At 74.9% G+C, this 24,186-nt stretch carries 25 protein-coding genes and 1 pseudogene; 13 read left to right on the forward strand and 13 right to left on the reverse strand.

The features are described from left to right. Positions 1–17: 17 nt before the first annotated feature. The 4 genes from AB0F11_RS01445 to AB0F11_RS01460 all read right to left on the reverse strand — a co-directional run bounded on the left by AB0F11_RS01445 (position 18) and on the right by AB0F11_RS01460 (position 3,456). A complete protein-coding gene (locus tag AB0F11_RS01445; protein ID WP_362166982.1) occupies positions 18–278 on the reverse strand; it encodes a type II toxin-antitoxin system RelE/ParE family toxin in 261 nt (86 codons plus the stop codon). After that, positions 275–532, reverse strand: coding sequence for a type II toxin-antitoxin system Phd/YefM family antitoxin (locus tag AB0F11_RS01450; RefSeq protein ID WP_362166984.1), 258 nt, complete (start codon positions 530–532; stop codon positions 275–277). Before AB0F11_RS01450 ends, AB0F11_RS01445 begins: the two co-directional genes overlap by 4 nt. A gap of 416 nt (positions 533–948) precedes the next feature. Beyond that, complete coding sequence (locus AB0F11_RS01455) at positions 949–3,171, reverse strand: helix-turn-helix domain-containing protein (protein ID WP_362166986.1); 2,223 nt, start codon at positions 3,169–3,171, stop codon at positions 949–951. 6 nt (positions 3,172–3,177) lie between these two features. Beyond that, positions 3,178–3,456, reverse strand: coding sequence for a hypothetical protein (locus tag AB0F11_RS01460; protein ID WP_362166989.1), 279 nt, complete (start codon positions 3,454–3,456; stop codon positions 3,178–3,180). 520 nt (positions 3,457–3,976) lie between these two features. Here AB0F11_RS01460 and AB0F11_RS01465 point away from each other — a divergent pair. The 4 genes and pseudogenes from AB0F11_RS01465 to AB0F11_RS01480 all read left to right on the forward strand — a co-directional run bounded on the left by AB0F11_RS01465 (position 3,977) and on the right by AB0F11_RS01480 (position 6,249). Continuing rightward, positions 3,977–4,387, forward strand: coding sequence for a VOC family protein (locus AB0F11_RS01465; RefSeq protein ID WP_362166992.1), 411 nt, complete (start codon positions 3,977–3,979; stop codon positions 4,385–4,387). A 29-nt stretch (positions 4,388–4,416) separates the two neighbouring features. Then, a pseudogene (locus AB0F11_RS01470) lies at positions 4,417–4,667 on the forward strand (AraC family transcriptional regulator); the annotation flags it as partial. Beyond that, entirely contained in the window at positions 4,667–5,311 is a 645-nt protein-coding gene (locus AB0F11_RS01475; protein WP_362166994.1) for a glyoxalase, read from the forward strand. The pseudogene AB0F11_RS01470 and the gene AB0F11_RS01475, both read left to right, overlap by 1 nt. Positions 5,312–5,454: 143 nt before the next feature. Further along, entirely contained in the window at positions 5,455–6,249 is a 795-nt protein-coding gene (locus tag AB0F11_RS01480) for an alpha/beta hydrolase (protein ID WP_362166996.1), read from the forward strand. A 19-nt stretch (positions 6,250–6,268) separates the two neighbouring features. On the opposite strand, the gene AB0F11_RS01485 is transcribed toward AB0F11_RS01480, so the two are convergent. Further along, positions 6,269–7,000 carry a TetR/AcrR family transcriptional regulator C-terminal domain-containing protein gene (locus AB0F11_RS01485; RefSeq protein ID WP_362166999.1) on the reverse strand — a complete coding sequence of 244 codons (732 nt, stop codon included), beginning with the start codon at positions 6,998–7,000 and terminating at the stop codon, positions 6,269–6,271. Positions 7,001–7,207: 207 nt separating this feature from the next. On the opposite strand from AB0F11_RS01485, the gene AB0F11_RS01490 reads away from it, so the two are divergent. Further along, entirely contained in the window at positions 7,208–8,704 is a 1,497-nt protein-coding gene (locus AB0F11_RS01490) for an MFS transporter (protein WP_362167001.1), read from the forward strand. A 71-nt stretch (positions 8,705–8,775) separates the two neighbouring features. On the opposite strand, the gene AB0F11_RS01495 is transcribed toward AB0F11_RS01490, so the two are convergent. The 3 genes from AB0F11_RS01495 to AB0F11_RS01505 all read right to left on the reverse strand — a co-directional run bounded on the left by AB0F11_RS01495 (position 8,776) and on the right by AB0F11_RS01505 (position 13,731). Further along, positions 8,776–9,717 (reverse strand): tyrosinase family protein, encoded by a 942-nt coding sequence (locus tag AB0F11_RS01495; RefSeq protein WP_362167003.1) that lies wholly within the window; start codon positions 9,715–9,717, stop codon positions 8,776–8,778. Then, positions 9,714–10,148, reverse strand: a complete 435-nt coding sequence (locus AB0F11_RS01500) for a tyrosinase family oxidase copper chaperone (protein WP_362167006.1) — start codon at positions 10,146–10,148, stop codon at positions 9,714–9,716. The genes AB0F11_RS01495 and AB0F11_RS01500 overlap by 4 nt, the downstream gene beginning before the upstream one ends. A 67-nt stretch (positions 10,149–10,215) precedes the next feature. After that, positions 10,216–13,731, reverse strand: a complete 3,516-nt coding sequence (locus tag AB0F11_RS01505) for a BTAD domain-containing putative transcriptional regulator (RefSeq protein WP_362167009.1) — start codon at positions 13,729–13,731, stop codon at positions 10,216–10,218. A 125-nt stretch (positions 13,732–13,856) separates the two neighbouring features. Between AB0F11_RS01505 and AB0F11_RS01510 the strand changes: the two genes are divergently transcribed. Genes AB0F11_RS01510 through AB0F11_RS01520 form a run of 3 tightly spaced genes read left to right on the forward strand, consistent with a single transcriptional unit; the run spans position 13,857 to position 15,538 of the window. Further along, on the forward strand, positions 13,857–14,525 hold the full coding sequence (locus AB0F11_RS01510; protein ID WP_362167011.1) for a hemerythrin domain-containing protein: 669 nt from the start codon (positions 13,857–13,859) through the stop codon (positions 14,523–14,525). A 55-nt stretch (positions 14,526–14,580) separates the two neighbouring features. Further along, on the forward strand, positions 14,581–15,021 hold the full coding sequence (locus tag AB0F11_RS01515) for a DUF4267 domain-containing protein (RefSeq protein WP_362167014.1): 441 nt from the start codon (positions 14,581–14,583) through the stop codon (positions 15,019–15,021). A gap of 16 nt (positions 15,022–15,037) precedes the next feature. After that, complete coding sequence (locus AB0F11_RS01520; RefSeq protein ID WP_362167016.1) at positions 15,038–15,538, forward strand: cupin domain-containing protein; 501 nt, start codon at positions 15,038–15,040, stop codon at positions 15,536–15,538. On the opposite strand, the gene AB0F11_RS01525 is transcribed toward AB0F11_RS01520, so the two are convergent. From AB0F11_RS01525 to AB0F11_RS01540, 4 genes are read right to left on the reverse strand one after another with little or no spacing between them, the layout of a single operon-like run. Further along, positions 15,513–16,529: a hypothetical protein gene (locus AB0F11_RS01525; protein WP_362167018.1), complete on the reverse strand. Its 1,017-nt coding sequence runs from the start codon at positions 16,527–16,529 to the stop codon at positions 15,513–15,515. The two genes, AB0F11_RS01520 and AB0F11_RS01525, sit on opposite strands and share 26 nt — an antisense overlap. A gap of 51 nt (positions 16,530–16,580) precedes the next feature. Continuing rightward, positions 16,581–17,150: an N-acetyltransferase gene (locus AB0F11_RS01530; protein WP_362167021.1), complete on the reverse strand. Its 570-nt coding sequence runs from the start codon at positions 17,148–17,150 to the stop codon at positions 16,581–16,583. Between the two features lie 10 nt (positions 17,151–17,160). Then, positions 17,161–17,835, reverse strand: a complete 675-nt coding sequence (gene thpR, locus AB0F11_RS01535) for an RNA 2',3'-cyclic phosphodiesterase (RefSeq protein WP_362167023.1) — start codon at positions 17,833–17,835, stop codon at positions 17,161–17,163. Positions 17,836–17,891: 56 nt separating this feature from the next. Then, the gene (locus tag AB0F11_RS01540; protein ID WP_362167026.1) at positions 17,892–18,605 is read right to left on the reverse strand and encodes a ScbR family autoregulator-binding transcription factor; all 714 of its coding nucleotides are present in this window, start codon (positions 18,603–18,605) and stop codon (positions 17,892–17,894) included. 189 nt (positions 18,606–18,794) lie between these two features. Here AB0F11_RS01540 and AB0F11_RS01545 point away from each other — a divergent pair, with 189 nt between their 5' ends. The 3 genes from AB0F11_RS01545 to AB0F11_RS01555 are packed head-to-tail and all read left to right on the forward strand — an operon-like array spanning position 18,795 to position 20,973. Then, entirely contained in the window at positions 18,795–19,949 is a 1,155-nt protein-coding gene (locus tag AB0F11_RS01545; RefSeq protein ID WP_362167028.1) for a ScbA/BarX family gamma-butyrolactone biosynthesis protein, read from the forward strand. After that, positions 19,949–20,272 carry a LysR family transcriptional regulator gene (locus AB0F11_RS01550; RefSeq protein ID WP_362167030.1) on the forward strand — a complete coding sequence of 108 codons (324 nt, stop codon included), beginning with the start codon at positions 19,949–19,951 and terminating at the stop codon, positions 20,270–20,272. The genes AB0F11_RS01545 and AB0F11_RS01550 overlap by 1 nt, the downstream gene beginning before the upstream one ends. Further along, positions 20,269–20,973: an HAD-IB family hydrolase gene (locus AB0F11_RS01555; protein WP_362167032.1), complete on the forward strand. Its 705-nt coding sequence runs from the start codon at positions 20,269–20,271 to the stop codon at positions 20,971–20,973. Before AB0F11_RS01550 ends, AB0F11_RS01555 begins: the two co-directional genes overlap by 4 nt. Here the strand turns inward: AB0F11_RS01555 and AB0F11_RS01560 are convergent. Continuing rightward, on the reverse strand, positions 20,943–21,593 hold the full coding sequence (locus AB0F11_RS01560) for a TetR family transcriptional regulator (protein ID WP_362167034.1): 651 nt from the start codon (positions 21,591–21,593) through the stop codon (positions 20,943–20,945). The two genes, AB0F11_RS01555 and AB0F11_RS01560, sit on opposite strands and share 31 nt — an antisense overlap. Positions 21,594–21,687: 94 nt before the next feature. Between AB0F11_RS01560 and AB0F11_RS01565 the strand changes: the two genes are divergently transcribed. Together AB0F11_RS01565 and AB0F11_RS01570 are read left to right on the forward strand one after the other, a co-directional pair. Further along, complete coding sequence (locus AB0F11_RS01565) at positions 21,688–22,827, forward strand: acyl-CoA dehydrogenase family protein (RefSeq protein ID WP_362167036.1); 1,140 nt, start codon at positions 21,688–21,690, stop codon at positions 22,825–22,827. A gap of 166 nt (positions 22,828–22,993) precedes the next feature. Next, positions 22,994–24,169, forward strand: a complete 1,176-nt coding sequence (locus AB0F11_RS01570; protein ID WP_362167038.1) for a transposase — start codon at positions 22,994–22,996, stop codon at positions 24,167–24,169. The last annotated feature ends 17 nt before the right edge of the window (positions 24,170–24,186 follow it).

The following is a 24,186-nucleotide window of genomic DNA, read 5'->3' on the forward strand; positions in this document are numbered from 1 at the left end:
CCCGGTGCCGCGGGCCGTCAGCCGAGCCGGCCGACGTGGAGGACCACGATGGTGCCCGTGGCCTCGGCGGTCTCGGTGATCTCGTACATCACCCGGTAGCGCCCCACGTGCGTCCGGCGCAGGTCCGGGGAAGCGTACGGCGCGCTGCCCTCCGGGCGGGGTTGATCGGCGAGCAGGTCGACGGAGTCCATCAACTGGCGCACACCCTCGGGGTCGTGCCCGAGGAACCGGGCGGCCGCGTCGATGGCGGCCTCGTCCCAGACGATGTCGTACGTCACCCGCGCGCCAGGCCGAGCCGGGCGCGGACGTCCTCGTGCGGGACGGCCGGCGCGGCCCCGGCCGCCGCCAGGCGCTCGCGGTACCTGGCCAGGGCCAGGGCCTCCTCGAGGTCGGCGAGCTCGTGGGGGTTGATGAGCACGGCTGCCGGGCGGCCGCGGTGGGTGATCGTGACGCGCTCGCGGGCCTGGGAGGCGCGCCGCACCAGCGCCCCGAACCTCGCCCGGGCCTCGGTGACCGGCAGACTGTCGCTCATGGGCGCAACCGTACGCCTCCCGCGTCGGTGGCGAAGGTGCACGACGCCCACAGCCTCGCCCTCTACGAGAAGGCCGGCTTCCCGGGCCCGGCCGCGGACCGGGCGGCGGCCGCCGTCTTCACGTACGTGCGCGGCAGCGTCCTCGGCGCCTCGGCCACCGCCTCCCTGACCCGGCGGCCGGCCCGCGACGACGGCGGCCCCGAGGAGCTGATCAAGGAGTCCCTCGCCTGGGCGACCGAGGTCGCCCAGGCCTACCCGTGCCTGCGCGCCCGCCTCGACACCCGGCGGCGGAGTACAACGCGGGGCTGCCGGGCAGACCTTCGAGCACGGCCTGCACGCCCTCCTGCGCGGCCTCGAGGCCGAACTCCCGGCCGCCACCGGCTGACCGCCCCCGCCTCCCGAACGGACCCTCCGGGTCACGCCCCCTCCGCGTCCCGCTCCGGCAGGTCCGCGGTGTCGCGGTACCAGTGGGCCACGGCCGGGTGGTTGAAGGACCAGCCGTCCGGCCCCGACCGCAGCACCTCCGGGCCCGTGGCCTCGCCGAGCAGCTCGGCGAGGGCAGCCGGGTACAGGCCCCACAGCGCGAACCGCGAGGCGAACAGGGCCCGCAGCCAGTAACCGGTCACGGCCACCCCCAGCCACAGGGGCACCAGCGCGACCAGTGCAACGAAAGAGGCCCTCGGCCCCGCCCCCACCAGCAACAGCGCGGGCAGCAGCGCCAACTCGCCCGGCATTCCTTCCGCCCCCCGCTCACGGACGACCCGCTCCGCGAGCCCCACCGCCCCCGCCAGCGCCGCCCCCGCCATGCAGAAGCCGATCGGCTCCCCTTCGTCGGGCTCGACGCCGAGCACGAGCAGCGCCGCCACCGCCGGCGGAACGGCCCGCACCGCCCACAGGCCCATCCGGCCGAAGAGGTCCGTGCGCCCGCGCGGTTCGTCCAGGCGGTGGCGCAGGTAGACGTACCACCCTGCCCCGAGCAGCAGCCCCAGGAAGAACCCGAACGGTGTCCCGGGCGTCCCGGACGACCCGGAGTCGTACCCGCCCGCAGTACTGCTCGCCTCGGTGATGCCGATGAGCAGCCAGACCAGCAGGCCCAGCAGCCCCGCCTGTACGGCCGCCCGCCGCCGCGCGGGCCGCCGCCCCCGGTAGAGCACCCGCAGGTCGCCGACCGGCCCGCCCTCCTCCTGCTCCCTGCGGGCCAGCAGGTGCAGCGCCAGGTGCCGGTGCCGCTCGCGGTGCGCGCCCTGCCTGCCGCGCACCGGGTACGGCGGGAAGACCGCGAACAGGTGCTGCACCAGGCGGGAGGCGAGCGCCCCGGCGCTCGCGTCCTCGGCGACGAGCTCGCCGGGATCCGCGCGCCCGTCGGTGTACAGCAGCCGGGCGGCCCCGGCGAGCGTCGGATCGGCGAGGACCGCGGCGGCCGGCAGTTCGGGCCGCGCGGCGAGGGCCGCCAGTACGGGCGCCCAGTCCTGCTCCTTCGTACGGGACCGGGAGCTGCGCTGGATCCAGCCGTCAAGGTCGCCGACGCCGACGGGCCGCAGCCGCACCCCGCTGCTGCCGGCGATGACGGTGTCGGTCTGCTCCACCGCTCTGGTGAACTCCGCCCAGCCGCTGACGAGCACGAACGGCGCCTGCTCGGGCAGCTGGTTGAAGATGCTCAGGGCCCGCGCCCGCTGCCGCAGCGTCAGGCTGTCGAAATCGTCGAGGAGGGGCAGCAGGCGGTGTCGGCCCAGCAGGGTCCGCACGTCCTCGGGGGAGCAGCCGGTGAGGGCGTCGGCGAGCCAGGCGAACAGGCTGTCCGGCCCGCGCTCGGGGCTCCAGCCGCGCAGCGACACCAGCACCGGGACGGCCCCGCTGCTGCCCGCGCTGGCGCCGCCCGGGCCGCCGTCCTGCGTGAGCAGCCGGGTGCCCAGGTGGCGGGCGAGCTGGGTCTTGCCGCTGCCCCGCTCGCCGAGGATCAGCAGGCGCCGCCGGCCTGTGAGGGCGAAGACCTCCGCGATCTGGTCGTAGCGCCCGGTGAGGTCGGCAGCGCCGGTCGCGGTGTCGGTGTCGGTGTCGGTGAAGTCCGGTCCGACGGTGGTGAACCGCACGGGGATCGCCGCCGGATGGGCGGCGACGCCCCAGGGCCGCCGGTCCGGGGCGAGGGTCCGCCAGGCATCCCGCTCCAGCGAGCCGGGCCCCGGCCCGGGGGCCGGCTCGGCGGCCCCGCGCGGAGCCGGTACGGGGGAGGGGCCCGCCGGCGCAGCCGCTGGCACCCGCGCCCCCGGCACTGCGGCCGGCCCCGCCGCCGGCACCGGTCCGGCCGGCGCTCCGGCCGGAGCCCCGGCCGCCTTCGCCGGGGCGATACGCGTGCGCTGGTGCTGCGCCCGGGCCCGCGCGTGCCGGGCCCGCCACAGGTCCAGGTTGGCCTCCGGATCGCAGGCGAGGACCCAGGCCTCGACGAGCTCCCGGCGCGGCAGGTCCCGCCCGGTCGTGGCCGCGCTCAGGGCGCCCTTGCTCCAGTGCGTCGTCGCGGAGAGGTTGTCCAGGGTGAGCCCGGCCGCGGCACGGAGCTCGCGCAGGTGCTGCGCGAGCTCCGCCAGGGCCGGGACGGTGGTGTCGAGGGGGCGTTGCGGCCGCCCCCGCCGTCCCGTGGTCATGCCGCCCTACCGGCCGGGCTGCTCGGCCGGGGCCCCGGACCGGACCCCGACCCGGCCGCCGCGCCCGGTGCCCCCGGCGTCGGGCACGTCCGTGGTGATCCGGTGGGCCAGCTCCAGCCCTGTGGAGGTGACCATGACCATCACCGCGAGAGAGGTGCCCGGGGCCTGGCCGAGGCAGCCCAGTACCGCGGTCACCAAGGCCACCACCACGACCACGAGGACCTTGACGACGACGGGGGAGGGCCACCCCCGGGGGCGGGCAAGAGGAAATGCAGAAACCACCATGACGAGGACTCCTTGGAAAGCGACGGTCCGAAGGGTGGTGCAACGCGCCTGCACGATCCCGTAGTTGGCGCTACGGGCCCGCTCGCCGGCCGGGTACGGCCTGCGGACGCCCACCCACCATGCCCGAGACGGACCCCCGGCAACACCGGGCCTCAATACGCCGACATTCCAGACATCAGCCGAATATCCGCTCTTCTGAACAATTCCCGGCCCGGACCCCGCGGCCGTGAACAATTCCGCCGCCGGGGGAACCCCGCAGCTCACACCGCCCCGCCCCGCCGCCCGCGTTCACGAAGAACTTGCGGCCCTGAACAACGCCCCCGCGCCGCATACTGCCGACAGGGCGGAACCGTGAAGATTCACCGCCGCCCGCGGGGGAGCCGACGGTCCGGACCCACGCACCCGGCGGGGGCCGTTGGCGCGGCCCCCGCCCCCTGACATGCCTGCGAACGTCCCGACGTCTTCGGATCGAGCAGGAACAGAAGCGCGGCTCACGCCGGTCGCATCTAGCCTGCTCGCCATGGACATCACCATTCACACGACAGCTCTCCCGCACGACGACCCGGACGCGTCGCTCGCCTTCTACCGCGACGTCCTCGGCTTCGAGGTCCGCAGCGACGTGGGGCAGGGCCGGATGCGCTGGATCACCGTCGGCCCGGCCGGCCAGCCCGGCACGTCGATCCTGCTGGCGCCGCCTGCCGCTGATCCCGGCATCACCGAGGCCGAGCGGCGCACGATCGCCGAGATGATGGCCAAGGGCACGTACGGCTGGATCCTGCTGGCCACCCCGGACCTCGACGCCACCTTCAAGAAGGTGCAGGCCGGTGACACCGAGGTCGTCCAGGAGCCGACCGAGCAGCCGTACGGCGTCCGTGACTGCGCCTTCCGCGACCCCGCGGGCAACCTGGTCCGCATCCAGGAGGTGCGCTGAGCCTGCAAGCCTGAAGGGCGGCGTGCACGCGTGCAGGCGCTCTCGACGTCACCGAGGTCTGCTTCGCGGTCGGCTGCGCGTCGCTGGGGACGTCCACCACCCGCTTCACCGAGCTGGCCGGCATGCCGCCCGGGGCCTTCCGGCGCCAGGCGGCGGATGCGGCGGCCGTCGATCCCGATGAGGCGGGTACGGCCTACGGGCCGGGCTCGGCATCGCGAAGCAGGTCGCAAGACCGGTCAGGAATCGAGAAGCCCCGGCCGCCGCCCGGCCCCTAGCGTGATGGTCATGGCAACCACCACTTCCACCGCAGCCCCCACGTCCCTCGCGTCCGTCACCCTTGAGGTGACCGACCCCGAGGCCGCCCACCGCTTCTACACCGCCTTCGGCGTGGACGCGTACATACGCCTGCGGGCGTCCGAGGCGCAGTCCACCGGATTCCGCGGCTTCACCCTGGGGCTCACGGTGTCCGGGCCGGCCACCGTCGACGGCTTCTTCCGCGCCGCCGTGGACGCCGGCGCCACGGTCCTGAAGCCCGCCGCGAAGTCACTGTGGGGCTACGGCGGCGTCGTCCAGGCCCCGGACGGGACGATCTGGAAGATCGCGACCTCGGCGAAGAAGGACACCGGCCCCGCCACCCGCGAGATCGACGAGATCGTCCTGCTGCTCGGCGTCGAGGCCGTGAAGGCCACCAAGCAGTTCTACGCCGGCCGGGGCCTGACCGTGGCCAAGAGCTTCGGCGGCACGTACGTCGAGTTCGCCCCCGGCACTTCCAGCCCCCTCAAGCTGGCCCTGTACAAGCGCCGCGCCCTGGCCAAGGACCTCGGCGTCCCCGTCGACGGCACCGGCTCGCACCGCATCGTCCTCGGCGGCACCGCCGACACCTTCACCGACCCGGACGGTTTCCCCTGGGAGGCTGCCGCGTAGCTCTCCACCCGGCGGGACCTCCTTCCGGCCAACGCTCGACCACTCGCCTATACAAGCGTATTGAACGGCCGTCATGTACGTGTGTATAGTCGATCACGTCGAGGGGCGGCCCGCCCCCGGCACCCGATGCGAAGGAGCCCGACATGACCGCCGCCCAGCCCACCCGCGCCACCCTGACCATCGACGGCCGGGCCCTGTCCTACCTGGACTTCGGCGGCACCGGCCGCCCCCTCGTCGCCCTGCACGGCCACCTCTCCGAAGGCGCCTCCTTCGGCGCCCTGGCGGCCGCGCTCGGCCCCGAGTGGCGGGTGATCGCCCCCGACCAGCGCGGCCACGGCGACTCCGACCGGGCCGCCGAGTACACGCGCGCCGGCTACCTCGCCGACCTCCTCGCCCTCCTCGACCACCTCGGCATCGACCGGGCGGTCTTCCTCGGCCACTCCCTCGGAGCCTTCAACGCCTACCACCTGGCCGCCGAACGGCCGGAGCTGGTGGAGGCGCTGATCAACGTCGACACCGCCGCCGACCTCCCCGACCACGGCGCGAGCCCGCTCGCCTTCGTGCTGAACTTCCCCTACACCGCCCCCAGCCGCGAGGAACTGGCCGCCGCATGCGGCCCCCTCGCCGCCGTCCTCGGGCCGGTGCTGCGCCCGCTGCCCGACGGCGCCGGCTGGCGGCTGCCGTTCCACCCGCAGGACACCGTCGACTCCGAGAACCTCGTCCACGGCGACCACTGGAAGCAGTGGCTCGGCTCCGACTGCCCCGCGCTCCTGATCCACGGCCTGCGCAGCCAGGTCCTCCCCGCCGAGCACGCCCGGGCCATGTGCGCCCGCCGCCCCGGCACGGCGTACCGGCCCCTGGACGCCGACCACTTCATCGCCCAGGCCGACCCCGAGGGTTTCGCCACCGCGGTCCGCGAGTTCCTCGCCGGCCTGTGAGTCCCATGAGCCCCTGCCTCTACCGCTCCAGCCGCAGCGCCAGCCCGTCGAGCACCACCTCCAGGCCGTACGCGAACTTCGCGTTCCGGGTCTCCACCGGATCGGCCGCCGCCGCGGCCGCATACCCCTCCACCAGGTGCTCGTGGCCGGCCGCCGCCTGCTGCGCCGCCGGCATCAGCCGCGCGATGAACTCCGCCTCGCTCTGACCGGACCGGGCCACCGTGGAGAGCCAGGCCGCCTCCGTGGTGCTCATCCCGACGACGTACGCCATCAGCGCGTCGATGGCCCGGCTCGGCTCGGGGAACCCGGCCCGCGTGACCAGCGTCGCCAGCCGCTCCGAGTACGACATGAGGTTCGGGCCCAGGTACGCGAGCCCCGCCTGGCCCAGCACCGACGCCAGCCAGGGGTGTCGCAGCGCCGTCGCGCGGAACGACTCCGCCGCCAGGGCGGCGGCCGCCCGCCAGTCGGGCCCCTCGGCCTCCGGCGCCGGCATCTCGCCGAACACCTCGTCCACCGCGAGCTCCATCAGCTCGTCCTTCGTGGCGACGTGCCGGTACAGCGAGGTCGCCCCCGCCCCCAGCCGCGCCCCGAGCTTGCGCATGCTCAGCGCCTCGACCCCCTCCGCGTCGAGCATGGCGACCGCCTCGCGGACGATCGCGGCCCGGCTGAGCGCCGGCTGATCGGCCTCGCGGGTCCGGCGGGCCCATACGGACGGGATCGGCGGGTTCGGCGGGTTCGCCTTGGCTGCCATGGTGCTGCTCCTTCTGGATCGCATGCGGTGGACCGGCGTCCGGTTGTGCTGCGTACAGCGTACGCGGGTGGCGTACGCCGATGCAGGCTTGCGTACACCGTTCCGCCATGCGTACAGTGTTCGCATCGAAGGAACGCCGTACGCGCCACCCCGCCCCGAACACCAAAGGGGCGCCGGCACACACCCGAAGCCGAAAGGGAACCACCCATGGAAACCCGCAACCCACGCCGCTGGTGGATCCTCATCGTGCTGTGCCTGAGCTCCCTGGTCCTCGTGGTCGACTCCATGGCCCTGACCGTCGCGGTCCCGTCCATGACCGCCGACCTCGGCGCGAGCGCCCAGGACACCCAGTGGATCCTCGACTCCTACATCCTGGTGTTCGCCGGCCTCCTGCTCACCTCCGGAAGCCTCGGCGACCGCTTCGGGCGCCGCCGGATCATGCTGATCGGCCTGCTGCTCTTCGGCGCCGCATCCCTCGCCGCGACCTTCTGCACCAACCCCGGCGAGGTCATCGCCGTCCGGATAGCGATGGGCATCGGCGGAGCGCTGATCATGCCCTCCACCCTCTCCATCCTCATCACCGTCTTCGACGAGGAGGAGCGGCCCAAGGCCATGGCCGCCTGGGGCTCGGTCTCGATGCTCGGCCTCGTCGGCAGCCCGGTCCTCGGCGGCGTCCTGATCGACCGCTTCTCCTGGCACTCGATCTTCCTGATCAACGTCCCCGTCGTCGCCCTCGCCGTCCTCGCCGCCCTCACCCTCATGCCCGAGTCCAAGGGCCCCTGGCAGAAGCCCGACCCGCTGGGCGCCGTCCTGTCCGCCGCCGGCATGACCGCCCTCGTCTGGTGGATCATCGAGATCCCGCAGCACGGCGCCTTCGGCGGCCGCTCCACCCTCACCCTGGCCGTCGCCGCCGTCGCGCTCATCGGCTTCGTGGTGTGGGAGAACACCACCGACTCCCCGATGGTCCCGCTGGTCCTCTTCAAGAACCGCAACTTCAGCGGCGGTTCGCTCTCCCTGACCCTGGTCCAGATCGGCAACGGCGGCCTGCTCCTGGTCCTCACCCAGTACCTGCAGTTCGTCCTCGGCTACTCGCCCCTCAAGGCCGGCCTCGCCTTCGTCCCGCTGGCCGTGGCCGCCCTCATCGGCAACGGCGCCGGCGCCGCCCTCGCCGCCAAGGCCGGCAACCGCCCGCTGATCCTGGCCGGCATGCTCGTGATGGCCTCCTCCTTCGCGCTCCTGACCACCGTCTCGGCCGACACCGGCTTCACCGTCCCCGCGACCGCCCTCGGCCTCCTCGGCCTCGGTGCCGGCCTCGCCATGCCCGCCGCCGTCGGCGCCCTGATGGGCACCATCCCCGAGGAGCAGGCCGGCGTCGGCTCCGCCCTCAACGACACCATCCAGCAGGCCGGCACCGCCCTCGGCATCGCGATCCTCGGCTCGCTGCTCACCAGCAGCTACGCCGACGAGATGCCGGCCGGCGCCCCCGAGCAGGCCAAGCAGTCCATCGCCGGGGCCCTGGCCGCGGCCCACGGTGAGCCCGGCCTGATCCGCGCCGCCCGCGAGGCCTTCACCTCCTCGATGGCGACCACCTTCACCATCAGCGCCGCCGGTGTCCTGGCCGCCGCCCTGCTGGCCACCCTGGTCATGCGGGACACCAGGAAGCCCGCCGCCGAAGACGCCGCCGAGCCCGAGCTCGCCGCCTGACCCGCGGCCCCCGGACAGGCCGAAGGCCGGTGCCCCACCAGGGACACCGGCCTTCGGCACGGGCATCGCGGCTAGTAGCCCCGGGGCGCGCTCGGCGCCGGGGCCTGCGGGGCCTGCGGCGGGGGCGCCGACGGGGCCTGGGCCGCCGGAGGCGCCGACGCCTGCGGGGCTGCGGGGGCTCCCGCGGCCCCCTCGGTGTCGAAGGTGTAGAACCTCCGGTGGTCCAGCAGATCGGCCGGAGTCACGTTGTTCCACGGGCGCATGGTGCCGTGCAGGTCGACCACGTTCGCCGTCCGCCCGGCCGGCAGGTACGTGGACTTGGGGTTCCGGCGCTGCCACTCCGCCCACAGCTTGTCGATGAAGGCGTGGTGCAGCCAGAAGGCAGGGTCGTTGGGGGAGGCCGCGGAGGCCATCTGCCCGCCGATCCACACGTGCACCCGGTTGTGCACGTTGACGCCGCGCCAGCCCTCCAGGTGGTTGCGGAAGCTGTTGGAGGAGCTGTTCCAGGGCGCCGCGTCGTACACGGGCATGGCCAGGACGGAGTCCACGTCGGCCTTGGTCGGCAGCTGGACGCCGCCCGCGCCGAGCGTGCGCCGCAGGTACGTACGCCGGTCCACCCCGACCGTGATGGCCCACTTGCCGCCGGAGAACGCGAAGGGCCCGTCCAGGACCTGGCCGTCGCGGGCCCGGCTGGTGCCGCCGAGGAAGTCCGCGGCCCACAGGGAGGAGGTGGGGCTGCGGTCCACGGTCCAGTCCCAGTAGGGCAGCGTGACGTTGCGGTCCACCCGCTGCAGCGCCGCCTCGAAGTCCAGCAGGAAGCGGCGGTGCCACGGCAGGAAGGAGGGGCCGCGGTGGCCGACGCGCTCGCCGAAGTCGGAGTCGCTCAGCAGGAAGTTGTTGTGGGCGTAGACGAACTTGTCGTACGTGCCGTTGCGCTTGAGCTCGAGCACCGCGTTGGTGAAGGCGCGCTTCTCCGCGGGGGTCAGGGTGGCCTGGTTCTTGCGGACGGTCACGACGTGCTACCACCCTCGTGGGGGCCGAACGGGGCGAGCTGGGTGCCCTGGAGGTCGCGGATGGCCGCCTTGGCGGCCGCGATGGGGTCGGGGAACGTCTCGTAGTGGTTGACGACGCTGACCCAACTGCCGTCGGCGTTGCGCATGATGTGGAGCTCGTTGCCGTCGATCTTGACGACGGGCATGGCGGGCAGGTGGTGGCCGCCGTGCTGGCCGCCCTCGCCGAGGGTGATCTGGATGCGGTGCCCCTCGTACACCTCGTCTATGCCGCCGGAGGGCAGGGAGAACGGCGGCACCGAGGGGGAGCCCGAGGCCTCGGCCCCTATGGCCGCGGTGGCGGGGGCCTTGGACGACGAGCAGGCGGACAGGCCGACCACGGCGGCCGCGCCGATGGCGAAGCCCAGGGCCTGTCTTCTGGTGATCTTCTTCATGGCTTGAAGTGGTACCAGAAAGGCTTGAACGTTCGATAAGCGGCCCGGCATTCGAGCGGTGGGTGGGTCAGCGGCGGGCAGTCGGGGGCGCGACGTCCTTCCACTGGCGGGTGATGGCGGCCGCCCGCTCGGCGTGCGCGGCGGCCTCGGCCGGGCGTCCGAGCAGCAGTGCCAGCTCCCCGAGCGCGTACGCCACCGGCCGGGTCGCCACCGTGAACCCCGAGGACGGCGGCGGGGCGTCCCGGTACGGCAGCAGCTGCGCGTACAGCTCCGCGGCGCCCTCCCGCTCACCCAGCGCCACCAGCGTCGTCGCCCGCAGGCTCCCGAACACCTTGAAGAAGTAGTTGGCCGGCAGCGGCCCGGCCCCGTCCAGGACCGCGCGCGCCTCCTCCCGCTCGCCCGCCGCGGCCAGCGCCGCCGCGAGCAGGTCCGCGGCGGACGGCCCGTACCGCGTGAAGGCCTCCCGGGCCGCGGGTACGCACTCCGCGAGCCTTCCCTCGCCCGCCCGCAGCGTGGTGAGGGCGATCGCGAGGTACCCCTCCGCGTGGGGCGAGCCCTGGCGGGCCATCAGGGCGGTGGCCCGGCGGTATCCCTGCTCGGCCTCCGCGGTGCGGCCGGCGACGTGCGCGAGCGTGGCCTCCACGCAGGCGCAGACCGCAGCGGGCCCCGGCAAGGCGTACGTACGGGCGAGCTCCGCGTAGGCGTCGACGAGCCGCCGGACACCGCGGACGTCACCGCGGGCCGCCGCAGCCGTGGACCGGACGAACAGCCCGTACCAGCGGTGGACCGGCAGGTCGTGCGCGGCGGCGAGCTCTTCCAGCTCCCGCCCCAGCTCCTCCCGTTCGCGCCACTGGAGGTCCGCGTCGAGCTCCCGGGCGAGCGCGGCGAGCGTCGAGGCCCGCAGCACCGGGTCGGCCTGCCCGTCCGCCAGGGCGACGGCCTCCCGCGCCGCCGCGAGGACGGCGGGCAGCCGCTCGTCGGACAGCTCGACGGTGTACGCGACCAGCAGCCGGCACCGTAGGTCCGGGGCGAGGCCGGGCCGCTGCAGCAGGCGCTCCAGCAGCTCCACCACCGGCCGGTCGACCATCCCGTACGGGCGGGACTGCCACGGCACCGGCTCCGGCCAGGACGTGAACGCGCGGACCAGCAGGTCGTCGCGGGAGGCGGCGACCGCACGGTCGATCGCCGTACGGCGCGTCGCGCGGGCGGCCATGACCGCCCCGGCCCGCACCTGCGCGCGCGTCAGCCGGCCCAGCAGGATGCTGCATTCCCCGTCCCGGTCCCCGCCCGCTCCCGCCGGTACGCGCCCGAAGGCGTCGACCGCGTCGGCCAGCAGGGCGGCGGCCGCCTCGTGGGCGTGGCGCGCCTCCGCCAGGCCGGCGGCCCGTACGCAGTACTCCACCGCCTTCGCCGCGGTCGCGGAGGAGGCGGCCCGCACGAAGTGGTGGGCGAGGCCCGACACGTCGCGCGAGCCGGCGCCTTCCAGCGCGGCCGCGATCCGCCCGTGCATGCGGGCGGCGCGCAGGGCGCTCAGGTCGGCCAGCAGGGTGTCGCGGACCAGGGCGTGGGCGAACCGGACGCGCCCGGGCGCCGGTTCGAGGAGCAGCCCGGCGACCAGGCCGGCCTCCAGCGCGCCGAGCACCGCGTCCTCCCCGGCATCCGCGGCCCCGACGAGCACCTCGACCTCCGCCTCCCGTCCGGCGACCGCGGCGAGGCGCAGCACCGCCACCGCCTCCTCGGGCAGCCGCCGCAGCCTCCGCCGCAGTACGTCCCGTACGCCCTCGGGCACTTCCGACAGCGCGACGAGGGCGCCCTCGCCGGCCAGCAGCCGGGCGCTCTCCCGCACGTAGAAGGGGTTGCCGCCGGTCCGCTCGGTGAGCGCGGCCACCGTCTCGGGATCGGCCTCGGGCACGCCCAGCGAGCGGACCACCTCGGCGACGGCCGGTGCAGCCAGACCGGGCAGCGGCAGCCGCAGCGGCGAACGGCGGGCCAGCACGGCCAGCGTGTCGGCGAGCGCCCCCGAGACCTCGTCGGACCGGTGCGCGCACACCACCAGGACACGGCTGTCGGCCGGCAGTTCGGCCGCCCCGGCGAGCAGCGCCAGGCTTTCGGCATCGGCCCAGTGCAGATCGTCGAGCACGATGCAGAGCGGCCGCGAGACACCCACCGTCCCGACCCACCCCCACACGGTCCGCCGCAAGAGAAACCGACCTGCAGCCACATCCCGAGCGGCACCCGCATCCCGGGCCATGCCCGCATCCCCGCACTCGGCCACGGCCGTCCCGCCGCCCCCGACGGCACCCGCTGCACCGTGCCCGGACCGGCCTGGTGCGGCCGGTACGCCGTCCCGGTGAGGGCCCGGCACGGCCGCCGCATCCTGCTCGGGCAGGCCGTCGTAGAGCAACGGCGCGAGCACGGCGGCCGCTCCCGGGCCGGGCGGGGTGACGGCGGCGACCTCCCGCAGCGCCTCCGCCCATGCCCACGCGGGCGGCGCACCCTCCGTGTCGGTGTTCCGCCCGACGGCGACGAGCCACCCCTCGTCCTGCAGCCGCTCCCGGAACCGCCCCAGCAGCGCGGTCTTCCCGACCCCCGCCTCCCCGGTGACCAGCACGACGCCCGGCCCGCCGCCGCCCACCCGCCGGGCCGCCGCCTCCAACGCCGCAAGCTCCGCATCCCGTCCCACGAACACCCCGGAGCCCGCCGGCGTGATCGCGCCCGTGGCTGTGCCCGTGGTCGTGCCCGCGCCTGCGTCTCCCACCATGCCCGCACCCGCGCCCGGGCGCCCGGCGGCGAGGGCCGGGGCCGGGTCCGTGGCCCGTTCCAGGAACTGCAGGTCCTGGGTCAGGACCGCCCGTTCCAGGGTGACCAGGGGCGTGCCCGGGTCCAGGCCCGTCTCCTGGGCCAGGACCTCCCGGGCGCGGCGGAGGGCCGCCAAGGCGTCGGCCTGGCGGCCCTCGGCCCACAGGGCCAGTGCGTGGAGCCGCCAGCCCTCCTCCCGCAGCGGCTCCTCACGGGTCAGCAGCGCCGCCTGCGCGACGACCCGGGCGCGGTCCCCGCCCCGCAGCCCGGCCGACAGCTCCCACTCCCGTGCCGAAGCGCGGAGTTCGTTCAGCCGCAGGACCTCCCCGTGGCTCCACGGCTCGTCGGCCACCTCCGCGTACGCCGCTCCCTGCCACAGCGCCAGCGCCTCCCGCAGCAGCTCCCCGGCCGCCCCCGGCTCGTCCGCGTACCGCTTCCGCGCCTCGCCGACGAGCCGCTCGAAGCGCCACGCGTCGACCGCGTCCTCGGGCAGCCGCACCGCGTACCCGGGCGGCGAGGTCACCAGCAGCCGCGCCGCCGTACGCGGGGCACGCCCCGGCTCGAGCAGCCGCCGCAGGTTCGACACGTACGCCTGGAGCGAGGCCATGGCCCGGGCGGGGGCGGCTCCCTGCCACAGGTCCTCGATCATCCGCTCGGCCGAGACGGTTCGGCCGCGGGCCGCGACCAGCAGGGCCAGCACCGACCGCTGCCGGTGGCCGCCGAGCGGGATCCGCTCGCCGTCCCGTTCGGCGGTGAAGGACCCGAGTACGCGCAGGGAGACCATGATCTGCCACCGTAGAACGGAAGAGCGGCGGGGGAACAGGCCGCGGCCTGGGGCTCGAGCTGCTTCCAAGCGGTTTCCAAGCGGACGCCACGAGGCCTCCATGAGCCGCCGGCGACGGTTCTTCCATGAGCCCGAACGCACCGGCCGCGGCCGGCCCCCGCACCCACGAGATGGTGGTCGTCCACCGCGGTCTGCGCCGCGAGGCGCGCCTGCTGGTCGAGCTGGTCGCCGCGGTCGCCCCGGGGGACACCGCCCGGGCCCGCCTCCTCGCCGACCACTTCCGCACCTACCGGCTCGGCCTGCACCACCACCACACCGCCGAGGACGCCAACCTGTGGCCGCCCCTGCTGGCCCGCGTCGACCTCGAGGCCGACGTCGTCCTGCGCATGGAGGCCCAGCACGACCGGGTGGCCGCCACCCTCGCCGCGGCCGACGCCGCCCTGCCGGCCTGGGAGGCCGCGGCCGGCGAGGCGGCGCGGGACACGCTCACGGCGCTGCTGGCCGACCACCGCGCCGTCCTGGTGGAGCACCTGGACGAGGAGGAGGCCGCCCTCCTGCCGCTCGCCGCCCGGTACCTCACGGCGGCCGAATGGAACCGCATGGGCGAGGACTTCGCCGCGCACGTCCCGAAGCCCAAGCTCCTCTCCTACCTCGGCATGGCCCTGGAGGAGGCCGACCGCACCGAGCGGAGGGCCCTGCTGGCCGCCCTGCCGCCCCCCGTACGCCTCCTCTGGCACACGATCGGCCGCCCCGCGTACGCCCGGACGACCCGAACCCTGCGCACATCCGCCTGACGACCATTCCACGCCACCCCACCCGACCCGACCACTCCCCCGAGAAGAGACGGCCATGACCCTGAAGCACCTCGCCACCGCCCTCGCCGCCGTCGGCGGGGCCTTCATCCTGTACGTCGGCCTCGCCTACCTGCTCGCACCCCAGGCCAACGCGCCCGACTTCGGCGTACCGACCTGGCCCCGGGACGAGGGCACCGCCTTCCTCGCGGTCAAGGGGGTCCGCGACATCGCGACCGGCCTGGTGATCCTGGCCCTGCTCCTGACCGGGCAGCGCCGCGCGCTCGGCTGGGCGATGGCCGCCATCGTCTGCGTACCGGCCGGCGACATGGCGATCGTGCTGGCCAGCGGCGGCCCTGCCGGCGCCGCGTACGGCATCCACGGGGCGACCGCCGCGGCCGTGGCCCTGACCGCGGCCCTCCTCCTGCGCGAGCACCGCCGCTCGGCGAAGCACCACACAGCCCCGGCCACGCCTCCGGCCCCGGCCCCCACCCACTGAACAGGAGCCCCCAGCCATGTCCCTGATCTTCGACTCCTCGGTGGTCGTGCGCTCGGCGGACGCCGAGACCCTCGGCGCCGGCCCCACCACCCTGCGCCTCCTCGCCGACAGCAGCTCCACCGGCGGCCACCTGTCCACGCAGCGCGTGACCCTGCTCGACGGCGCGAACGGCGCCGCGCCCCACCACCACTCCCGCTCCGCCGAGCTGTTCTACCTCCTCGACGGCACCGCCCAACTGCTCTCGGGCGACCAGGTGGTCACCGCCGAACGCGGCGACCTGGTCGTCGTCCCGCCGGGCCTGGACCACGCGTTCGCCGCGGCACCGGGCGAGGACGCCGACATCCTCATCGTCATCACCCCCGGCGTGGAGCGCTTCGAGTACTTCCGCCACCTGGAGCGGATCGCCTACGGCAAGGTCCCGCCGGAATCCCTCCTGGACGTCCAGGAGCTGTACGACACGTACTTCACCCGCAGCGCCCCGTGGGACGAGGTCAGGCTGCGTGCGTCCAGCGGTTGAGCGTCCCGCTCGCGGTGTCGTACGTGAGCCAGGTCCCGTCCCCGAGCGGGCGTACGCCGCCCTCGACCGGCCCCGAGGGATAGGCCACGGCCCCGCGCACCCGAAGGGTGCGGGCGTCGAGCAGCCGGTGCGGGCCTTCCTCCGCCGCGGCGATGACGGTGTCGGCATCGACGAAGCCGCACCAGTAGTCCCAGCAGGACTCGTCCTCGTCCGGTTTCCCCTGCGCGAGCACGGAGCCGTCCAGGGCGTGCAGTTCCAGGTCCGCCCCGTAGTGCTCGACGGTGAGGAACCCGTCATGGCCCCCGTGCACGTCGATCAGGATGCGGTCCATCGTCTCGTTGAGGTCCCAGGCGGTCAGCTCCGTGCCGTCCCAGCGCGCCCAGTACAGCAGGATGCCGTCCTGGCCCATGCCGATGGACAGGCCCATGTGGACCCCGTCCGGGTGGGAGAGGTGGTTCGATCCGGCGGCCGCGCTGTCCAGCGGCAGCCGGGCCAGCTCCCGCCCGTCGCGGGCGTCCAGGACGACCCAGTACTCGTCCTCCTCGATCACCACATGGGCCCAGACGAGCCGCCCGTCGTCGGAGACCCGGCAGGAGCCGTGCTCGAGCCCGCGGCAGACCTCCTGCTCGTCCCCCGTGTGCGCGTGCCCGACCTCCGGCCCCCAGCAGCCGTGCCGGTACTCCCACAGCGTCACGCCGTCCGCGTCCACGGCCCGTACCGCACGCTGGCCCGAGAACACGGCGAAGGAGCCGTCCGGGCTCACGGAGGGCACCCCGCGGTCCCACGCCCACGGCGCGGGGAAGACCGCGGCCGGCGCACGCTCCCCGGCGAACACCTCGGCCAGGTCGTGGACCTCCAGCTCCGACCCGTTGCGGAGCAGGGCGCGCTGCGACCCGCCCGCGCGGCTCTCGAAGGCGAAGCCGGTGATCAGCGCCTCCCCGCCCGGCAGGGGGACGGAGGCGCGCAACTGTGCGGTGATCGAGGTCGACATACCCGGAACCTAACGCTCCCCACTGACACCGCAGCCGGCCGGGCCGGCTGGTCAGCCGTGGTGACGCAGGTCCAGCATGTAGAAGACCTTGTCGTAACGGAGTTCGCCCACGGCGACGTAGGCGGGCAGGCGGCCGTATTCGGTGAAGCCCAGGGAGCGGTAGAGGCCCAGGGCGCGGTCGTTGTCCCCGCGGGCGTCCAGGGTGAGGACCTCGATGCCCGCGCTCCGGGCGTCGGCGACCAGGGCGCCGGTGAGCGCGCGGCCGATGCCGTGCCCCTGGGCGGCGCCGGCCACGGCGAGCTTCTCCAGATCGGCGTGCGGCCGGTGCGTCGGCCTGGCATGGCGCAGCCAGTAGCCCAGCCCGACGAGCCGGCGGTCGAGGAAGGCGGCGCGCAGGGCCCCGTCCCCGGCCCGTACGGCGCTCGTGACCCGGCCGAGGAGGGCTGCCACCTCGTGGTGCGCCGGGGGATCGACCCAGCCGAGGGCGGCGCCCGCGCGGACCAGGTCGCCCAGGATCCGGGGAGCCGCCGCGTCGAACTCGGCCGCGAGGCCAGGATCGGCGGCGAGGTCCGCCGCGCCCAGGATGGCCGGCTGCCGGTCCCGGCTCGTCGTCGTGTCCATGATCGCGACCCTACCCGGCGCCGGCTTCCGACCCCTGCGCCGACGAGACGGACGGGCTCGCCCCGCCGGTCTCCGGCCGGTCGGTCCCGGGCCCGTCGGTCTCCGGCCCGGCGCCGAATTCCCACGCCTCGATGTCGCGGTAGCGGATCGGCCCGGGCCCGCGCCCGAAGTTGCTGCCGACCAGGTGCAGCCGCTCCGCCTCCCATCCGCGGCCGGCGAAGCCGGCGAGCGAGGCCGCGGCCTCCACCACGCTGGTGGAATCGTCGCGGCGGGACCGGGCCAGCGTCAGATGCGGCCGCAGGGGCCGCTCCACGAAGGAGACGCCGCACTCCCGGACCAGGGCGCGGACCTCGGTGGCGAGCCGGTGCAGCCCGTCGAGGTCGCCCTCGATCCCGCTCCACAGCACCCGCTCGTCGAAGTGCCCGCCGCCGCGCAGCGCCAGCCGTACCGGCCGACGGGCCGCGGCGAGCTCCGCGAGCGGCGGCCGCAGCAGCGGGACGGACGCGACCGGGAGCTCGCCCAGGAACGCCAGGGTGATGTGCCAGTCCTCGATGCGGTTCCACCGCATGCGCCGGTACGCGTCGTAGGCGGGCCGCAGTTCCCGCTCCAGCTCCTCCTTGGCCTCGTCGGGCGGGGCGAGGGCGATGAACACGCGCACCGTCGCGTGCTGGTTCCGTTCGTTCACGGAGCTTTCGTACAGGGCCCCGGCCGGTCCGGTCACCTCGGGTCCCGCCGGAGTGCTCAAGGCCGGCCGGCAGCAGTGGCCGCCGCTCCCGCCAGCAGGAAGGGCCGCAGCTCCTTGTACCGGGTCATCAGGTCGGCCCGGCCGGTGAGCGTGTCCGAGATGTGCTGCATGCCGAAGACGGACGAGACGATGACATGGGCCAGGGCGGTCGGCGTGACCCCCTCGCGCAGCTCGCCGGCCGCGTCCGCCTCGGTCGCCAGCTCGGTCAGCATGGCGATCCAGCCTCGGTACGGGCGCGGCAACTCGGCCTGGATCAGGGCGCGTTCCAGCTGGAGCCGGGCGCCCGCCTGGATCAGCACGTCGTGCCGGAAGGCGTCCACCACGCGGTCCAGGACGGCGAGGATCCGCTGGAGCGGCGGGAGCTCGCGGGCGGTGGTCTCCGCGACGGTCTCCTTGACCAGGCTTCCCCAGTGGACGTAATGGGCCTCGACGACCGCGACCGCCAGGGCCTCCTTGTTCTTGTAGTGGAAGTACACCGCCCCCTTGGTCATCCCCATCCGGTCGGCCACGTCCTGGAGCGTCACGGTGGGGTAGCTGCGCACGGCGAAGATCTCCGCGGCGGCCTGGAGGATCCGGTCCCGGGTACGGCGGGCGCGCTCCTGCTTGGGCTCCTGCCGGCCGCCCTCGGACCGGCCGCCGCCTTCCGGCCGGCCGCCGACGCCGTCCAGCAGTCCGTCCAGCAGGCCGCCCTCGTACTGAAGCTCTTTCACAAGCGTTCCCTCATCGTGCTCCTGACATCGGCACCGATCGTTCTCGGCCGCCAGCGTGCTCCCCATGGGGCCCCCTCACCGTCGTTTCCCATCGTTCCCTTGATAGAAACCTTCGGAAAGGTATATTACAGCGCCGAGTGATCGATCATGGTTTCCGCATGTCGGAAGCCGCACGTACGGGGGATGATCATGCAGTCGACGTCGCTGCTCGAACGGGAGGCGGCCCCACGGCCGATGGACCGGGAGGGTGTCGTTTCGGACATGTCCGGACGGGTGGTGCGAACGGAGGGGGGGCTCAGCTTCGACCAGACGGTGCCGCGCAGCCTGGTCCACCGGGCCTCGGTGGCCGAGGTGTTCCTCACCGACGCGCGCCGCGTCGGCCCCGGCGTCTTCCGGGTCGCCGCCCAGTGGCCCCGCGGCCACGGCCTCTACCGGCCGACCGCGGAGGGCCTCCACGACCCGGTGCTGGTCGCCGAAACGATCCGCCAGGCGGGCATCTACCTCAGCCACACCTACTACGGGGTGCCGCTCGACCACCGGTTCGTCATCCGCGACCTGGCCTTCCGGATCGAGGACCCGCAGGCGCTGGTCACGCGCCCGGCGCCCCCGCGGGTGGTTCTGGACATCGCCTTCACCGAGCACAGCCGGCGCACGGAGAAGAGGTTCGGCGGGACGCTCGACGCCGTGGTGGAGGTGGAGGGCCGCCGCTGCGCCCGCGCCTCCCTCGGGTTCATGGCGGTGGACGCCGACCTGTACCTCAAGCTCCGCCACCGCGGCGGCACCCCGCCCCAGGGCGAGCCCGGGCCCGACGCCCGGCCGCTCACCGCGCCGCCGAGCCCGAGGCTTCCGCAGCACGCCGTGGGCCGGTCCGGGGGCGCCGAGAACGTGGTGCTGGCCGAGGACGCCGGCGCCGCCGACGCCGACTCCTGGCGGTTGCACGTCGACACCGGCCACGTCGGCTTCTTCGAGCACCCCTCGGACCACGTCCCCGGCATGCTGCTCGTCGAGGCGTTCCGGCAGGCGGGGCACGTCCTCCTCGACCGCCGCCCCGCCGCGCGCGGCGCCCTCGGTGCAGCCCCGGCCGGCGGGCTGGTCACCTGCGAGGTCACCTTCGACGTCTTCGGCGAACTGCACGCACCGGTCGTCATCGCCGCGACCGGCCGGCCGGAAGCGGAACCGCAGGCGCAGCCGCAGTCCCCGTACGCGCCCGGCGTCACCGAGGTGGTCCTCGCGGCCGTCCAGGACGGCCGCACCCTCGCCCGGGCCCGGGTGGGCCACCGCCCGGCGGCCCGCACCGGCGCCCCCGCCCGCGAAGCCGGCCTCCGCGAAGGCGCGGCGGCCTGATGGACCTCCAGCACCTGCGCACCTTCCGCGTCGTCGCCCGCGAGCGCAGCATCACCCGGGCCGCCGCGGTCCTGCACTGCGCGCAGTCGACCGTGACCGAGCAGATCCGCAGCCTGGAGGCCTCGTTGGGGGTGGTGCTCTTCCGCCGCCGGGGCCGCTACCCCCTGGAGCTGACCCAGGCCGGCCTGCTGCTCCAGCGCCGCGGGGAGCACATCCTGCACATGGTGGAGTCGGTGCGCAACGAGGTGCGCCAGGCGTGCGCGCCCGCGTCCGCACCCGAGCCGTCCTCCCGCCCCCGGGCGATCACGAGGAAGGCGGGATGACGGGCGCCGGGCGGGCGGTGGCCTTCTTCGACCTGGACGAGACGCTCATCCGCACCAAGAGCATGCTCGGCTACCTGGACTTCCACTGGGCGGCCGAAGGGGCCCCGCCGGAGCGCTTCCGGCGGGCCCGGCAGGAGCTGCTGGCCCGGGCCGCGGCCGGAGTGCCCCGGGAGGAGCTCAACCGCGCCTACTACCGCCACTTCCGGGGCTGTCCGCAGCAGCGGCTGGCGGAGACCGGACGGGCCTGGTTCCGCCAGGAGCTGGCGCGCGGAAGACTGTTCCACCCCCCGGCCCTGGCCGCCCTGCGCCGGCACCGCCGGGCCGGGGACACCACCGTGCTGGTGTCCGGCTCCTTCGCCGCCTGCGCCGGCCCGGTGGCCGCCGCGCTCTCGGTCGACCGCGTGCTGTGCACGGTCCCCGAAGTGGTGGACGGCGTCCTCACCGGCGAGGTTTCCACCCCGGTGATCGGTGAGGAGAAGGCCGTACGGGCCCGGGCGTTGATGCGGTCGCTGGCCGCTGACCCGCAGGACTGCCATGCGTACGGGGACCACGCCAGCGATCTGCCGCTGCTGCGCGCGGTGGGCCGGGCCGTGGTGGTCGGCGACGACCCGGTGCTGCGCGAGCACGCCCGGCGCGCGGGCTGGCAGCTCCTGCCCGGGGTGCGGGAACGTCAGCCGGGGGCGCCGGCGATGGCTCGGTGAGCCGCGGGCTGTGCGGGCTGCGCGGGGCAGTACCCGGCGCGGGGACGGGTGCGCCAGGGCGCGCTGAGCGCCTCCCACAGGGCCCGGCTGCGGTCGGGCGGGGCGGACGTGTGGCCCGTCCCCGTGCGCAGGCCGTGGAGCAGCGCGAGGGTCAGGGTGCTCAGCGTCTCGGGGGAGTGCCGCCGGCAGAGCTCGCCCGCCTGCTGGGCGTCGCGCACCAGGCGGCTCACGAGTGTCGCGAGCCGGTGGTGCGCGGCGGGCAGATCGTCGCGGACGCACGCCTCCTCGACGGCCAGCCGCATGCCGGCGCGGAACCGGACGTCGTGCTCGGTGCGCTGGGCGAGGCGCAGCATCAGGGCGTCCAGGGTGCACAGCGGGGACTGCGGGCTGTCCTCGGCGGCCGACAGCAGCCGGTGCCAGCCGTGCTCGAACTGCCGTGACAGCTCGGTGGCCAGCTCTCCCTTCGAGGAGAAGTGCCCGTAGAGGGCCCCTTTGGTCAGTCCGGTGCCGGCCGCGATGCGGTCCAGGTTGGCGCCGGCGTAACCGCGCCGGGCGAACTCGCCCGCCGCCGAGTCGAGTACGGACTCGTACGTACGCAACGCCCGTTCCTGTCGGGCCACTGGCAGCCCCCTTTCGCAAGAAACATTCTTGTATGAATTCTTTCCATTCCGCCCCTGTCCTGACAAGTCGTCGATACGGAAAGCCGAGCCCCTGATGAGCGCGATCAGCACCGCAACCTTCCTCCCGGCCTCACCCCTCACCTCGGCCGCCGCCGAGGCGGCCGAGGCCGCGGCCCGCCACGCCGCCGCCTCCGAACGCAAGCGGAATCTGCAGCCGGAGGTGGCGGACGCGATCCGACGGGCCGGATTCGCCCGGCACTTCGTCCCGCAGCGCTGGGGCGGCGCCGCCGGCACCTTCGCCGAACTGCTCGACGCGGTCGCCGCCGTCGGGGCGCACTGCACCTCCGCGGCCTGGTGCGCCGCGCTGGCCGCCGCCCACGGCCGGCTCGCCTCCTACCTCCCCGCCCGGGGGCGCGATGAGCTCTGGGCGCCGGACGGGCCGGGCCCCGACGCGCTGATCGCCGCGGCCGTGGTCCCGCCCGCCGGCGAGGTCGCCGCGGAGGGCGACGGCTGGCGGCTCTCCGGCCGCTGGAACTACGCCAGCGGCGTCGACCACGCCGACTGGGTGCTGCTGGCCTCCATGGAGGGCCCGCGCTACCGCATCTTCGCCGTGCCGCGGCGGGAGCTGCGCATCGAGGACACCTGGACCAGCGTCGGGCTGCGTGCGACCGGCAGCAACTCCGTCACCGCCGACGGCCTGTTCGTGCCCGGGCGCCGCTCGTTCCTGCGCGACGCCCTGACCGGCGCCAACGGCGATGCCGACCCGGCGCGCTGCCACCGGGTCCCGTACGCCCTGGTGGCCGCCCTGATCTTCTGCGCGCCCGCCCTGGGCGCGGCCGAGGGCGCACTGCGCTCCTGGACGGAGCTGACCGGCCGCCGCCGTACCGCCGGCGGGCAGCCCGCGGCCGAGGACCCGGCCGTCCGGCAGGTGCTCGCGCGCAGCTCCGCCGAGATCGAGGCGGCCCGGCTGCTGCTGGCGCAGGCGGCCCGCCGCGCCGACGCCGAGCCGGTCACCGAACTGCTCGTGGCGGCCAACCTGCGCGACTGCACCACTGCTGCCGACCTGCTGGTGACGGCCGTGGAACGGCTGGTCCGCCAGGGCGGGGCCCAGGCGCTCGCCGAGGACGGGGACCTCCAGCGCTTCTGGCGCGACGTCCACGCCGTCGCCGCCCACGCCGCCCTCCAGCCGGCCGCGGCGGCCGAGGCGTACGCCCGGGCGGTGCTGGGGCGGTGATCGGGTGTCGGCGGACCGGGACCCACCCGGCCCGCCCGACACCCGAAGGCCTCCGGACGTGCCGCCCGGCCCCAGCCCCTGTTATCGGAACTTTCGATGGCCAATTGAAACCTTTGCGAAGGAATGTTTTTCTGGGGTCAGTCCAGTCGATCAGGGGGAACGAACTGTGAGCACCATCAGCCTTCGGCAGACGGCGGCGGCGAACGGCGTGGCGGGCGCAGCGGCCGCACACCGGCCGGCGGACGGGCAGGACGAGCTGCGCACCGCGCTGTTCTCCTCCCTCCGCCGCCGCGACCAGCGCCGGAAGGGTGAGCTGTACCTCCGGGGCCTGCTCACCACCCGCGGCCGCAAGTCGGTCCGCAACATGGCCACCTGCCTGGGCGTCCCCGACGAGGAACAGGGTCTGCACCACTTCATCGCCTCCTCCACCTGGGACTTCGCGGCCATGCGCGCCGCCCTCGCCGGCTTCGTCGAGGCCGCCGCCCCGCCCCGGGCGGTGGTCCTGCAGTCCATGCCGATCCTCAAGGCCGGCGACAGCACCGTCGGCGTGGACCGCTGGTTCGAACCCAAGCTCGGCCAGACCGTCCACGGACAGCAGGCCTTCGGCGCCTGGTACGTGTCCGAGCACATGAGCGCCCCCGTCAACTGGCGGCTGTTCCTCCCGCCGGCCTGGCTGCGCGACGAGGACCGCCGCACCCGGGCCGACATCCCCGTCTCCGCCGCCGTGCAGACACTGCAGGACTGCGCCGCCGAAACCGTCCTGGAACCCGTACGGCGCTGGGGCACACAGCCCCGGCCCGTTCTCGCCGACCTGCGCGACACCCGCGACTGGGGCGTGATGGACCGCCTCTCCGCCGCCGGACTGCCCGTGCTCGCCCGGATCAGTGCCGACACCCGCCTCACCATCGCCGACCCGGCCCTCGTCGGGCTCGGCGCCGCGGAGCGCACCGCCGCCGGCATCCTCGAATCGGCCAAGGCCCTGCGCCAGGAAGTGGAATGGGCCGACCCGGGCGGCGACCCGCGTCCCAACACCTCGCTGGCGGCGGCCGTCCGGGTCCGTGTGCCGGGCAGCGACCCGTCCCGCGGGCGCACCTTCCTGCTGCTCGGCGAGTGGAAGTCTCCGCACCGCGGGCCCAGCCAGGTCTGGATCACCGACCTGGTACGGGTGCGCACAAGTGCCCTGCTCCGGCTGACCAAGCTGACCCGCCGGGTGGCCCGGGACTTCGCCCGCACCGGGGACCAGGTGGGCCTGCGGGACTTCGTGGGCCGCTCGTTCGTCGGCTGGCACCGGCACATGACCCTCGCCTCGGCCGCGTACACCGCCTCCCGGCTCCCCCACTGATCCCGGAAGACCCCGAC

The organism is Streptomyces sp. NPDC032472, assembly GCF_040636955.1.
Lineage (GTDB): Bacteria > Actinomycetota > Actinomycetes > Streptomycetales > Streptomycetaceae > Streptomyces.